The following is a 14,707-nucleotide window of genomic DNA, read 5'->3' as shown; positions in this document are numbered from 1 at the left end:
TAATGGAGGATGTCTTGCTTAAATATAAGACATCCTCTATTCTCTTTAGATCTAATTTTTCAATAATTTATAATTGCTTGAAATTAGGCCCTTTTTCGTTTTAGACCATATCAATAGTTGATAATAACCTACCGGTAAGTCAGCTATATTCAATTCTAATTGATTAGCCTCTTCAACTGTTTCTTTCTTTACTATTTGTCCTTTTGTATTTACGAATTGAATAGTAGTTGCTCCCACTGCCTCATCAAAATTAATATATATTAAATTTGAGGCTGGATTGGGATGAATGTTGATATTAAAGAGTTGAGCTGAAAATTGAACCTTAACAACATCAGAAAACTCAAATTGCCCATCAAAATCTAATTGTTTTAAGCGATAATAACTAACATTGCCATGATTTGAATAATCCATAAACTCATACTCAATAATACTAGAGGAGTTACCGTTTCCTTGAACGATTCCTAGAGTTTCGAACTCTTTCCCATCATTAGATTTTTGAATTTCAAAATGTGAGTTATTTTTTTCAGAGGCAGTTGACCATTCAAGTTTTACTCCGTTTTGTTCTTGAACTGCCTCAAAGGAAATTAATTCTACTGGTAAAGGACCTTGGGTTGATGAGCCAATTGCAAAGTCACTAAATCCAGTAAGGTTTGAACGGCTAACTGTTATAGGATCTGTAAAACTTCCACCTTCATTTTCGGAAGAATAATCTCCCAATATCTCCCAATCTGCAGTAGCATCTTCACGTTTTAAAAGAATATGATTTCCAATCTCATTACCATTAGCATGGCCTTGAGAAGTAACCGAAATATTATATACGTAAGTACCGGTCGTATTAGTAGGAGTTAAAGTCCAGAAGCCATAGTCCAATAGTTGTTCAACCTGATTTCCATCTACAGATAAATTTAAATCACTTATATCTGTAAATGATGGATCGGAAGAGCTTTCATTAAAAAATACGTCTAGGCTAGTACTTGAAGACATGGAGTTAAAGAAAATGTTTACTGCTTGTTTAAAATCCATTGAACCCACAGGTAGAGTGTAGTTTATTCCTGCAGTAACTGCTCTTCGTAATGTTCCGGCAATAAATGAATTTGCAGATGTGCTTAAGCCTTCTTGAGCATTATTAGAAACATTAATAAGCCCATTAGTGCTTATCAACTTACCTTCTATAAGCTCCAATTGATTATTGATAATTATGGTATTTTCAATTTCAAACTGACCATTTGTTACATTTATAATCAAGTTAGATAATTGGTTTTGTGTGATGCTATAAATGATCTTACCTGCATCATTTGCTGAGTTAATTCTTAAAATAGCGTTAGGTAAAGATGCTAAACGACCGTTTTGAATTTGACTATAGCCATTTAATTCTAATGTATTGTTACCTATGTTAAAAGTACCTGTTGATAAGCTTAAAGTATCAGCAATCTGAAGATTTCCATTTAATGTTAAGCCACTACCATTATTCAGTTGTAGTTTTCTTAAGTTATTAATAGAAGCGGGAACTGTAATACCCGCAGTAGTTCCTTCAATATTTAAGGTAGAAGTAGCATCCATAATCAAGCTATTAGCATTTCCAGCAATAGGATTTCGTATAGTGAGGCTATTATTCCCTACATTTAGTTGCCCTGCTTGAAGATTTAAAGGTCTTTGCGTAGAAAGGTCATTTTCTAAATTAACGCCACTTCCATTATTAATAATTAATCCACTGATCCTTCCCATAATCCATTGAGTGCTTAAACCTACCATTGTAACACTGCCATTGCCAGTATATTCAGTACCTAAATTAGTTAAGTTTCCATAAACGTCTAGATTCCTTCCTGCATTTACGGTGATTTTGGCATTATCATTTATAATTAAATTATTCACTTCAGCAGCATTATTGATTACTGGGAAATTACCTCCTAAAGGGTTGGCAGGTATTACTGCTGAAATTACATCAGATGGAACTCCTGCAGACCAGTTGTTGACTGCATCCCAAACCGTGGTATTTCCTAACCAAACATTACCTACAAATAATTCGAAACTTTCCGTAGTGCTACATGTGCCATCATCAACTGTTACACTGATCGTCACTAATCCGAACTGATCATTTTCTGGGGTGATTTGTAAAAATCTATTGGAGCCACCACCTATCACATTGATATTTGCATCTTGTACTAAGCTTTGATTTGAACTGCTGGCTACCACATTTACGTTATTAGCACCAACATTGGCGTCATCTACTGTGAAATTAATATTTGGAGAGGGGGTATTGATATCTAGAATGACATCATCAATTTCGCTAATAATAGGAGCATCATTATCCAAAACTTCAATATCAACACTTCCAGCGTTGTTACTAAAGTCAGAATCATTTTGATTGTAAGATCGCACACTGGCATATGCTGTGATAATGTTATTGTTTTCTCCTGCATTTACAGTTCCAAGCATTTCTAAGGTTATCGTTTCACCATCACCTATGAAAGGAATTCTCCAGAAACCGCTTTCTTGATTGTAAGTACCTCTTTGTGCATCGAAACCAGTAGGGGTGAAGCCAGAAGGCAAGGCAGAAGTTACTACCACATTGGTAGCGTTATTTGGACCATTATTTGTGATTTCAACACTGTAGGTTACCAAACTATTGACGCAAGGTGTATTTGAATTAGAAGAGAAAGTAATTGATAAATCAGATACTTGAGAAGGAGTTTCCCCGAAAATCATCATTCGATTCATTCCTCTACCGTTTATGTATAGACGTTCATTTAAATCGAAATTGATACCGTAAGGTGTATCCATATTCCTATCTGAAGGAGTTCCTGTGTTACCGTTTCCATCATTAAAGGAAACTCGCTCATTAAAATTTCTTTGACCTAAAACCACATCAGCATCCACTCCGTTTGTTGTTGGTATCTCATTGAAAATTAGAGCTCTGTTATTGCTAAAATCTGCTACAGCTATAACTCCTGAAGGAGATACTGTTACACCTGGAAATGAAAATCTATTAGCTCCTATGCCAGGGTTGCCAGAATTAAAATCATCCTGTCCAATTACTACATCTGCAGAAGCCCCATTAGTTGTTGGGATAGAATTAAATACTAGCACTCTGTGATTTTCATCGTCAGCAATCAAAAGTTTTCCATCGGGCGAAATAGAAGTACTCCAAGGAATTCGGAGTCTATCTGGTGCTGTGCCAGGATTATTATTAGTGAAATTGGTTTGGCCGATCACAACATCAGCATTTTCGTAATTTGAAGTAGGAATTTTATTGAAAATTAAAACTCTACTGTTTCCTCTATCCGTAACAATCATTTTACCACTTGGGGTTACTTGAACATCTGAAGGAAAATTTAAGCCGTTTTGAGTAGTACGCGCATTACGAGAGTTGAAATTATTTTGTCCCACTACAACATCTGCTGGGGCATTATTAGAAGTGGGTATACTGTTCCAGATTAATATTCTATTATTTCTAGAATCTGTGACAATTAGCTTGTTACCATCGGGACTAAAAGTAACTCCATTCGGACTCCATAATCTATTATTTCTTGTCCCATTTCCTGTATTGGTGAAATTTGTTTGTCCTACTACCACATCAGCAGGTTCTCCATTTGAAGTAGGCACTGAATTCCATATTAAAACACGGTTAGTTGTTTGAGAACCTACTGCTAAAACACCTTTTACACTCACGGCTGAACTGTTGGAACCAGGAGCTACTATATCAGATGGCGTTGTTGATCCTGAAGTAAAGTCAGGTTGCCCTACCACAATTTTTGCTGCTTCAAAATTGTTAAAGATCTGGCGAAATACTTCTACCTCAAAAGTTTTAATAATCGGACATGTCCCGTCTGAAAGCTCAACCGTTACGGTAGTAATTCCAAACTGATTCAATGCAGGTTGTAATGTTAATTCCCTGTTTTCTCCGCTTCCTCCTACTGTTATATTAGCATTCGGTAAAAGAGTCTGATTAGAGGAACTTACTGAAATAATTAAATCATTAGCAGCAGTTTCAGCATCTGAAACAGTAAAATCAATAGGTGCAGAAACGCCATTATAAGGAGCAGTTTGATTAGGAATAGTAGATAATTGCGGACTAGAATTAGAACCCACCGTCAAGTCGACTGAAGCATTGTTGTTAGATAGGTTTGGATCAGAAGCTGTTGCGCTAAGAATTTCAGCAATTGCATTAATCGTACTGCCTTCCATACCAGCATCTACTGATACAATTATATCCAAAACAGCGGTTTCGTTAGCTCCTAAAGTTGGAATACTGTAGATTCCTGTATTTTCATCATAAGTTCCATTTGAGGCACTAGCTGAAATGAAAGAAAGGCCTAAAGGAAGATTGAATTCTGCTTCAATGTTAGAGTTGTCGGATGCAGAAGAATTTACCACTTCTAAGGAATATATAAATTCCTGTTCTGCACACAATTCAGCTACGTTAGGAAAAAGGTTGATGCCTAAGTCAGATTCATTTCTGGAATAAGAGAAATTCAGATCAGTACTTGGAACACTATTAAACCATAAGTCTACAACGCTGTTATTATTAACAGCATTTTCTGTGTTAGTTGTATTCCAATTTTCTCCTTGGAATAAATTCCAATTAAGTTGTCTGGAATTAAAATCAGTATTTGAATTACCTCTTAAACCGACCTGAACATCATATCCTAGTGAGAAGTAATCGCCAAATCCATTGTAGTCTATAGAATTATTTCCATAACTGAATTCGATTTTACCGGAACCTTCAAATAATTTTAATTGGAAGTTCAAGTTTCCGTTTCGATTGTTATGTCTGAAATTTCTCCATTGGATTATTCTAATTCTATTTGGAGAGGATCCTTGCAATTCTGTTCTTATAGATGAGCCATTTTTAGATCTTAAATCTCCACCTAAAGGACTTATTGCATTATTTAGATCAGCAATTGGAGAATTTGAACTAGTATTAGCGAGTGTTCCTAGTACAACATAACCATTAGCGCTTACACCAAACTTATTGAATGTATTATTACCATAACTAAAATTGAATCCGATGTTGATGTCATCAAAAAACTGATCGTTTAAGTTGGTACTATTTGAAATCAGTTGTCCTCCAGTAATCTCCTGATAGGTTTCAATGCTAGCCTCAAACTGATACTCTGTAATGTTTTGAGCTTGTATGGTTGAATGTTGAAAAAATGCAATTAATGATAATGCTAAAAATAGTAAGATTCCTCTCATACTTAATTTAATTTTTTAACTAAATACAAAATTAGTAACACTGATTCATTCAAGGGCATTACAATTGACTTAATTTCTAAATAGTTCGATGAGTTTCAGTTTATTATCGGTGAGTAAGAGATGTTGAAATAATTCAATAAGAATATTTGATATATTACAATTATTGAATTAATAACCTGATGAGTAGAAACAAAAAAACCTGTCTCAATCAAATTGAAACAGGTTTTGTAATTTTATATGATTTGAGTTTTTATATTTTATCCCAAACGTTTCCTAAATATTTTTCAAAAGGAACATGATCATAACCGTATGCATCTGCAACAGCATCATAAACCACATCACCTTTGATGATATTTAAACCTAATGCTAATTCTCTATTGTCCTGACAAGCTTTTACCCATCCTTTTTCAGCTAATTGAATTGCATATGGTAAAGTGGCATTCGTTAATGCTAAAGTTGAAGTATAAGGAACTGCACCTGGCATATTCGCTACACAATAGTGAACTACATCATCAATGATGTAAGTTGGGTCTTGGTGAGTAGTAGGTTTACATGTTTCGATACAACCTCCTTGATCAACTGCAACATCTACTAAAACTGTACCTGGACGCATTTCTTTCAACATATCACGAGTAACCAAATGAGGTGCTTTTCCACCAGGAATTAAAACTGCACCTACGATTAAGTCCACTCTATGTAACATTTCACGAATGTTATATTCACTAGACATGAAAGTGTTAACGTTTGCTGGCATTACATCATCTAAATAACGTAATCTCTGAAGATTCACATCCATAATAGTTACGTCAGCTCCCATACCAGCAGCCATTTTTGCAGCGTTTGTACCTACAACTCCACCCCCTAATATCATTACCTTTGCAGGTCTAACACCTGGAACTCCACCTAATAAAATTCCTCTTCCTTGTAAAGGTTTTTCTAAGTATTTAGCACCTTCTTGTATTGCCATTCTTCCAGCTACCTCTGACATTGGTACCAAAAGAGGTAAGCTTTTGTCTGGTCTTTCAACTGTTTCGTATGCCAAACAAATTGATTTGCTCTTGATCATTGCTTTAGTCAAATCCTCGTAGGCAGCAAAGTGGAAGTAAGTGAATACTAATTGATCTTCTTTAATCAATTCATATTCTTCTTCAATAGGCTCTTTTACCTTCATTATCATATCAGCCTTAGCATAAGTACTCTGAATGTCTGGTAAAATTTGAGCACCTGATGCTACATAATCATCATCAAGAAAACCACTTCCTTCTCCAGCGGTAGTTTGAATGTATACTTCATGGCCTCTTTTCACTAACTCTTGCGTTCCAGCAGGTGTCAACGCGACACGATTCTCGTTGTTTTTGATTTCTTTTGGTACCCCAATGATCATATCACAATATTTTTAATGATTTTTATTGTGGGCAAATATAAAGCAAACTATAGAATTTCCATTCGATCCTATTACTTTTTTAATCCACTTTATTTTAGAATTTTAAAATCAAATTAATATTTTATTTTGAATACCTTTCCATGGGTATTGTTTGGTGGAATAATATTTTGGCAGAATGATAAAAGTCATTAATATAATCTGACTTACTTAATCCAAACAGTTGTTAGGCAATTCTCGTTAATACCAATTTGAAAGCCTCATCATTTTGGTTATTTTTGTTGAGCTTACTGAAAAAGTGAGCCTATAATATTTCAATAAAACGATAAGCTGATGACAACCACCAAAAGCAAAAAGAAGAATAAATTTAGTATTTCGAAAGAAGAAATTTTGAATGATTTCCGATTAGGATGGGAGAGTAGACATGCCAGTTTAATGGGCCGTAAAGAGGTCTTCATGGGAAAGGCTAAATTCGGAATCTTCGGTGATGGTAAAGAGCTAGCTCAATTAGCCATGGCGAAAGCCTTTAAAAATGGTGATTTTCGCTCTGGTTATTATAGAGACCAAACCTTTATGTTTGCTACTGGGGAGTTGAGCATTCAGGCTTATTTTGCTCAGCTTTATGCTCACACAGATGTAAATGCTGACCCAGCTTCAGCCGGTAGATTAATGAATGGTCATTTCGCTACCAGAATGTTAGATGAAGCAGGTAAATACACTAATCTTACGGAAAGTAAAAACAGCTCTTCTGATGTTTCACCTACAGCTGCTCAAATGCCTAGATTAGTCGGCTTGGCATTTGCTTCTAAATTATTCAGAGAAAATAAAGATTTACACAAAAAGGAATTCGAAAAATATTCAATTGAGGGTAATGAAGTAGCTTTTGGTACCATTGGTAATGCTTCTACTTCTGAAGGAATGTTTTATGAATCGATAAATGCTGCTGGTGTTTTACAAATTCCGATGTTAATTTCAGTTTGGGATGATCATTATGGTATAAGTGTGCCACAGGAATTCCACACTACAAAAGGAAGCATTTCTGAAGTTTTATCGGGTTTCCAAAGATCAAAAGATAAAAAGGGCTATGAAATATTAACCGTTAAAGGTTGGGATTACGAAGCCTTAGTTGAAACTTATCAAAAGGCATCCAAGATTTCTAGAGAAGAGCACGTGCCTTCAATGGTTCATGTTTTGGAACTAACTCAGCCTCAAGGTCACTCTACTTCAGGTTCTCATGAGCGCTATAAATCAAAAGAAAGATTAGAGTGGGAAGCTGAATATGATTGCTTAAATCAATTCAGAAAGTATATCATTAAAGAGAAATTAGCCACTGCTGAGGAGCTTGATCAAATTGAAAATGAAGCGAAGCAAACTGCAAAGGATGCAAAAGATTCGGCTTGGAAAGCTTTCATTGGTGAAATTAAAGATCAACAAAAAGAAGCATTAGGCCTACTAAATGAATTAGCGGAAGAATCAGCTGAAAGTAAGATTTCTGAGATTGCGGATGAGCTTAAGTCGGCTATGAACCCGTTGAGGTTAGATAATATTAAAGCTGTTAAAAAATCTTTAAGATTAGTTATTAATCATGAAGGTGAAGCGAAAAACAAATTGCTTAATTGGCTTAATGCCGTAATGGAGGAGGGTCATGACAGATACAGTTCACATTTATATAGTGAATCTGACGAGTCTGCTTTAAAAGTTGAAGTAATTGATGCTGAGTATTCCGATGACCCTAAAAAGGTCGATGGTAGAGAAGTATTGCAAGCTTGTTTCGATGCAGCTTTAGCTCGTGATCCTAGAGTATTTGCTTTTGGAGAAGATGTAGGAAAGATTGGAGACGTAAACCAAGCATTTGCTGGCTTGCAAGAAAAGCATGGTGAGCTAAGAGTAATGGATACAGGTATTAGAGAATGCACCATTATGGGGCAAGGAATAGGTGCTGCTTTAAGGGGATTAAGACCAATTGCTGAAATCCAGTATTTAGATTATTTATTATATGCAATTCAGATCATGTCTGATGATTTGGCTTCTCTTCAGTACAGAACAAAAGGAGGTCAAAAAGCGCCATTAATTATCAGAACAAGAGGTCATAGATTAGAAGGAGTTTGGCATTCAGGTTCTCCTATGGGTATGATTTTAAATTCTATTAGAGGTATATATGTTTTAGTGCCTCGTAATATGACTCAAGCAGCTGGTTTCTACAATACTATGCTTCAATCTGATGATCCTGCTTTAATCATAGAATGTCTAAACGGGTACAGGTTGAAAGAAGAATTACCTGAAAACGTTGGTGAATTCACTGTACCTCTTGGTCAGCCAGAAACGATCAGAGAAGGTGAAGATGTTACGATCGTTACTTATGGTTCAATGTGCAGAGTAGTAATGGATGCTGCTGAACAATTAGCAGAACAAGGTATATCATGTGAAGTGATTGATGTTCAAAGCTTATTGCCATTTGATATTGATCATAAAATTGTAGAATCAGTAAAGAAAACCAATAGAGTAATTTTTGCTGATGAGGATGTGCCAGGTGGTGCAACTGGATTCATGATGCAGAAAGTACTTGAAGAGCAAAAAGCTTATAAATATCTAGATGCTCAACCAATGACTATAACTGCTGAAGAACATAGACCAGCTTATGCTTCAGATGGTGATTATTTCAGTAAGCCTCAAGTTGAAACTGTATTTGATAGGGTTTATGAAATGATGAATGAATTTGATCCGGAACAATATCCGGCTTTGTATTAATATTTGAAAAGGCTTACCGATCGGTAAGCCTTTTTTATTAAAACACCTCTTTTGCAATTCTATAGATAGGATCTGATTTTCCCATAGAATAATAATGCAAGCAAGGCGCACCAAATTCAATCAATTCTTTAGATTGCTGTATGCACCATTTAATACCTACTTCTTTTGCTTCAGCATTATCTTTACAGTTTTCTAGTTGATCTACCAACTCATCTGGTAAGTCCAAATAAAAGGATCTAGGTAAAGCAGACATTTGCTTCAGGGAGGTGATGGGTTTCAAACCTGGAATTATAGGTACATTTATTCCTTCAGCCTTACATAATTTTACAAAATCAAAATATTTCTGATTATCAAAGAACATTTGAGTCACCACATATTCAGCTCCTCCTTCTACCTTTTGTTTCAGTATTTTCAAATCAGACTTCATGCTAGGCGCTTCAAAATGTTTTTCCGGATAGCCTGCAACGCCTATGCAGAAATCTGTAGGAGTTGCCGATTGTAATTCTTCATCTATGTATTTACCATGGTTCATGTCCACGACCTGTCCCATTAATTCAATTGCATAAGCATGACCATTCGGATCAGGAATAAATTTATTCTCTGACTTAATAGGGTCACCTCTTAATACTAGCAAAGAATCAATTCCAAGGAAATCTAAATCAATTAAAGCATTTTCTGTTTCTTCCTTACTGAAACCACCACAAATGATATGAGGGACAGTATCTACATCAAAACGGTTTTTGATAGCAGCACAAATACCTACAGTACCAGGTCTTTTCCGGGTAGTCCTTTTTTCAAGTAATCCATTTCCTTTATCTCTATATACATATTCTTCCCTGTGATAGGTAACATCAATAAAAGGAGGTTTGAATTCCATCAATGGTTCAATATTCTCAAATAGAGACTTAATATTTTGTCCTTTTAATGGAGGCAATATTTCAAATGAGAATACTGTGCTTTTTGCATTTGCTATATGTTCTGTTACTTTCATAGTCAAGTTTTCAGGTTTTCCTGTTGGCAGGTTGTCAAGTTGCCATTCTATTTGATATTAATTTTTAATTCGATTTTGATCTTAAGTATTTAATAAGTGCCAAAAGCTGGAAGTGAAGTTTTTCATTTTGCTGAATTAGATCATCGATTTTTGATTTAGCAATATATTCAAGATCGAATCCTAAATACAACATACTTTTCACTTCTAAATTAGATGCAGCTGCTATATCCAAAAATCTTCTAAATTCCTTATTATTATATCTTCCAAAACCTTCTGCAATATTATTCATAATCGAAATTGATGCTCTTCTTATTTGGTCTTTAAAAGCATAATCTTTTTTAAGCACATCCTTTGTTGAGAGTTCGTATATTATTTTAACATATTCTCTAGCATCTTTCCATACTTCTAAATCTTCAAATCTTTTTACGGTTGCCATTTTTTATTTGGTTGAATTAATTTTTAACTTGTAAACTATAAAACTTGTAAACATGTCAACTTAATTTAATAATTTAAATTTGGTTTTAGCCATCTTTCGATTTCCTTGAAATCCTGATTTTTACGTTTGGCGATGTCTTCAACCTGGTCTTTTCCAATTTTACCCAATCCAAAATATCTGCTTTCAGGATGACCAAAATAAAAGCCACTGACGGATGCAGTAGGCCACATGGCTAAATTTTCCGTTAAGCTTATGCCCGTTTCTTTTTCAACATTCAATAAGTTGAATAAGGTAATTTTCTCTGTATGATCAGGGCAACCCGGATAACCAGGAGCAGGCCTAATTCCTTTATATTCTTCCTTAATAAGCCCTTCATTATCTAGTTTTTCATCATTCGCATAACCCCAGTATTCAGTTCTCACTTTTTTGTGTAATAATTCAGCGAAAGCTTCTGCTAAACGGTCTGCAATGGCTTTAGCCATAATGCTGCTATAATCATCATGATCTGCTTCATATTTTTCTGTCAATTTCTCCAAGCCAATTCCAGTAGTGACTGCGAAACAGCCCATATAATCTGTAATAGGCTGCCCAGCAGGAGCGAGAAAATCAGAAAAAGCATAATTAGGATTGTTTTCTCCTTTTTTGCTTTGTTGTCTTAAAGTATGGAATTCAGTGAGCTTTCTTGTTTTGCTTTCATCAGCAAATACCTCAATGCTGTCATCATTTTTTGTATGAGCTGGATATAAACCAAATACAGCATTAGCTTGTAAGGATTTTTGCTCGATAATCTCAGATAACATTTTCTGAGCATCATCAAATAACTTTTGAGCCTCAATTCCTTTTTCAGGATCATTCAATATTTTTGGATATCTACCCTTCATCTCCCAAGTATGAAAGAATGGCGTCCAATCTATGTATTGAGATATTTCTTCTAAATCATAATCTAGTAATACTTGATTCCCGAGTGATTTGGGTTGAGTACTTTCATAATTAGACCAATCTATTTGGAATTTATTATTTCTCGCTTCCTCAATGCTTATGTAATTTTTGGTCTCATCTCTGCGGCTGTGTCCTGCTTTTGCTTCCGCATATTCGTTTGCAATTTCTTTAAAATAGGACTCCTTTTCTTTGCCCAATAACTTACCAGCTACCGTAACAGAACGCGAGGCATCATTTACATGCACTACAGGTCCGCTGTAGTTCGGCTTAATTTTAACTGCGGTGTGAATCCGAGAGGTAGTAGCTCCCCCGATCATAACAGGAGTTTTCAATCCTCTTTTCTCCATTTCTTCCACTACATAGATCATTTCATCTAAAGAAGGGGTGATTAGACCACTAAGTCCGATAATATCCACTTGCTGTTTTTCAGCTTCTTCAAGAATTTTTTGCAAAGGAACCATAACGCCCAGGTCTATGATTTCATAGTTGTTGCAAGCTAGCACTACCCCTACAATATTTTTACCGATATCATGAACATCACCTTTCACAGTCGCCATCAATATTTTGCCTTTGCCCCCCTGGGCGGAGGACTTCTCAGCCTCGATGTAGGGTAGGAGGTGAGCTACTGCTTTCTTCATCACCCTGGCACTTTTCACTACCTGTGGCAAGAACATTTTACCTGATCCAAACAGATCTCCTACTACATTCATCCCATCCATTAAAGGGCCTTCTATCACATCAAGAGGACGGTCTGCTTGCAATCTTGCCTCTTCCGTATCCTCTACTATGAATTCGGTTATTCCTTTGACTAGTGCATGTTCTAGTCTTTTATTTACCGGTTCATTTCGCCATTGTTTAGTTTCCTTTTCTGCTTTTTCACCGGGCTTCAAGTTTTCAGCATAAGCCATTAACCGTTCTGTAGCATCTGCTCTGCTATTGAATAATAAATCCTCAACATATTGCAGTAGCTCCTTATCTATTTCATCATAAACCTCCAGCATGCCCGGATTGACAATTCCCATATCTAAACCAGCTTTGATTGCGTGGTAAAGGAAAGCAGAATGCATGGCTTCTCTTACTACATTATTCCCTCTAAATGAAAATGAGATATTACTAACACCACCACTTGTTTTCGCATGGGGTAGGTTTTCTTTGATCCATTTTACAGCATTAATAAAGTCAACCGCATAATTATCATGCTCCTCCATGCCGGTACCAATTGTAAGAATATTGGGATCGAAGATGATGTCTTCAGCTGGGAAATCAGCCTCCTTGACCAGTAAATCATAGCAGCGCTTACATACTTCAATTTTGCGATCAAAAGTATCCGCCTGTCCTTTTTCATCAAAAGCCATTACTACTAGAGCGGCTCCGTATTCTTTTATCTTTTTGGCTTTTTTAATAAAATCTTCTTCTCCTTCTTTTAAGCTAATGGAGTTTACAATTCCTTTTCCTTGTAAACACTTTAGCCCGGCTTCTATTACTTCCCATTTCGATGAATCAATCATGAATGGAAGCCGTGCAATATCCGGTTCTGAAGCAATTAGATTTACGAATTCAGGCAATACTTTTTCTGCATCAAGCATACCATCATCCATGTTGATGTCAATAATTTGGGCACCACCTTCCACTTGGTTTAGAGCGATATCAACTGCTTCTTCAAACTTTTCCTCTCTTATTAATCGGGCAAATTTCTTGGACCCCGATACATTGGTTCGCTCACCAATATTCACAAAGTTTATTTCAGGAGTGACTGAAAGAGGTTCCAGTCCGCTTAACTTCATTATTTTATCAGAAGTGCTTATTTCATGAGGTTTTGATTTCTGTGAATAATCAGCAATTGCTTTAATATGCTCGGGTTGAGTACCACAACAGCCTCCGATAATATTCACCAAACCTTCATCGAAGTAACTTTTTATGATTCCGCTCATTTCAGCTGGACTTTCATCGTATTCCCCAAATTCATTTGGTAGTCCAGCATTTGGGTGACAAGAAATTGCTACGTCTGATATTCTCGCTAATTGTTGTAGATAAGTTTTTAATTGATCAGCTCCTAAAGCACAATTAAAACCAACACTTAAAAGCGGGAAGTGACGGATACTGTTCCAAAATGCTTCCACTGTTTGACCAGATAATGTTCGACCGCTGGCATCTGTAATCGTTCCGGAAACCATTACTGGAATATCGATACCTTTCTCATCTTTTAATTCTTGTATGGCCATTAAGGCAGCCTTACAATTAAGCGTATCGAATACAGTTTCGACTAAAAATATATCAACTCCTCCAGCAGCTAGGGCTTCTGCCTGTTCTTTGTAGGCGAGCCTTAATTCATCAAAGGAAGTAGCTCTAAACCCTGGTCGATTTACGTCAGGCGATATAGAGGCAGTTCTATTAGTAGGCCCAATTGATCCTGCCACAAAACGAGGCTTATCTGAATATTCTTCTGTTACCTCTCTAGCTAATTTAGCGGACTGCTCATTTAACTCCCAAACTAGCTCCTGCATGTTATAGTCGGCCATAGCGATGCTTGTCCCACTGAAAGTATTGGTTTCGATTATATCTGCGCCTGCATCTAAATAAGCTCTATGAATGTCCTTGATGATATCAGGCTGGGTGATAGAGAGTAGATCATTATTGCCTTTTAAGTCAGAAGGGTAACCTTTAAATCGTTCCCCGCGATAGTCAGCTTCTGTTAATTTATATTGCTGAATCATAGTGCCCATAGCACCATCTAACACTAAAATTCGGTCTTGAAGTATGTCTTTTGAAAATCTGCTCATTCTGAATATTTAATTGTCATATCCAGAAAGTGCCTAAAGAGTGGCTGTTCTTATCTTTACCAAACTATTTGTTTGGATGGGAAGTAGCACCTTTTCCTATTGTAAGGAAGGGTTGCTAAGACTTCAAAGGGCCCAATCCCTCAGTCTTTCTGGATAAGTAATGTCAAATAAAGGTATAATAACCTAAATGAAAAAGCGAAAGTTCAGAATTTTTTATCTTTTGAAGCGAAAGAACC

General features: G+C 36.0%; 6 protein-coding genes and 1 riboswitch. Of the genes, 1 reads left to right on the top strand and 5 read right to left on the bottom strand.

Annotated elements, in window-relative coordinates; all coding sequences use genetic code 11:
* Window positions 1-51: 51 nt before the first annotated feature.
* Both QYS48_RS00710 and ald read right to left on the bottom strand, forming a co-directional pair.
* Entirely contained in the window at window positions 52-5,196 is a 5,145-nt protein-coding gene (locus tag QYS48_RS00710; RefSeq protein ID WP_308357104.1) for a T9SS type A sorting domain-containing protein, read from the bottom strand.
* Between the two features lie 250 nt (window positions 5,197-5,446).
* A complete protein-coding gene (ald, locus tag QYS48_RS00705) occupies window positions 5,447-6,580 on the bottom strand; it encodes an alanine dehydrogenase (protein ID WP_308357103.1) in 1,134 nt (377 codons plus the stop codon).
* A gap of 330 nt (window positions 6,581-6,910) precedes the next feature.
* Between ald and QYS48_RS00700 the strand changes: the two genes are divergently transcribed.
* Window positions 6,911-9,325 carry a thiamine pyrophosphate-dependent enzyme gene (locus tag QYS48_RS00700; protein WP_308357102.1) on the top strand — a complete coding sequence of 805 codons (2,415 nt, stop codon included), beginning with the start codon at window positions 6,911-6,913 and terminating at the stop codon, window positions 9,323-9,325.
* 37 nt (window positions 9,326-9,362) lie between these two features.
* Here the strand turns inward: QYS48_RS00700 and metF are convergent, their stop codons facing one another.
* From metF to metH, 3 genes are all read right to left on the bottom strand, one after another.
* Complete coding sequence (gene metF / locus QYS48_RS00695; RefSeq protein ID WP_308357101.1) at window positions 9,363-10,316, bottom strand: methylenetetrahydrofolate reductase [NAD(P)H]; 954 nt, start codon at window positions 10,314-10,316, stop codon at window positions 9,363-9,365.
* Between the two features lie 64 nt (window positions 10,317-10,380).
* The gene (locus QYS48_RS00690) at window positions 10,381-10,752 is read right to left on the bottom strand and encodes a four helix bundle protein (RefSeq protein WP_308357100.1); all 372 of its coding nucleotides are present in this window, start codon (window positions 10,750-10,752) and stop codon (window positions 10,381-10,383) included.
* A 65-nt stretch (window positions 10,753-10,817) separates the two neighbouring features.
* Window positions 10,818-14,471, bottom strand: coding sequence for a methionine synthase (gene metH / locus QYS48_RS00685; protein WP_308357099.1), 3,654 nt, complete (start codon window positions 14,469-14,471; stop codon window positions 10,818-10,820).
* A 47-nt stretch (window positions 14,472-14,518) separates the two neighbouring features.
* Window positions 14,519-14,631: riboswitch (SAM riboswitch) on the bottom strand.
* Window positions 14,632-14,707: the final 76 nt, after the last annotated feature.

The organism is Marivirga arenosa, from assembly GCF_030503895.2.
GTDB classification, from domain to species: Bacteria; Bacteroidota; Bacteroidia; order Cytophagales; family Cyclobacteriaceae; genus Marivirga; species Marivirga arenosa.
Note: the sequence above shows the minus strand (reverse complement) of the source record. Positions and strands in the feature narration are given on the sequence as shown.

Excerpts from the sequence above, each read along its gene's own strand:
- QYS48_RS00710 (WP_308357104.1), bottom strand. The coding sequence starts at position 5,196 with ATGAGAGGAATCTTACTATTTTTAGCATTATCATTAATTGCATTTTTT.
- ald (WP_308357103.1), bottom strand. The coding sequence starts at position 6,580 with ATGATCATTGGGGTACCAAAAGAAATCAAAAACAACGAGAATCGTGTC.
- QYS48_RS00700 (WP_308357102.1), top strand. The coding sequence starts at position 6,911 with ATGACAACCACCAAAAGCAAAAAGAAGAATAAATTTAGTATTTCGAAA.
- metF (WP_308357101.1), bottom strand. The coding sequence starts at position 10,316 with ATGAAAGTAACAGAACATATAGCAAATGCAAAAAGCACAGTATTCTCA.
- QYS48_RS00690 (WP_308357100.1), bottom strand. The coding sequence starts at position 10,752 with ATGGCAACCGTAAAAAGATTTGAAGATTTAGAAGTATGGAAAGATGCT.
- metH (WP_308357099.1), bottom strand. The coding sequence starts at position 14,471 with ATGAGCAGATTTTCAAAAGACATACTTCAAGACCGAATTTTAGTGTTA.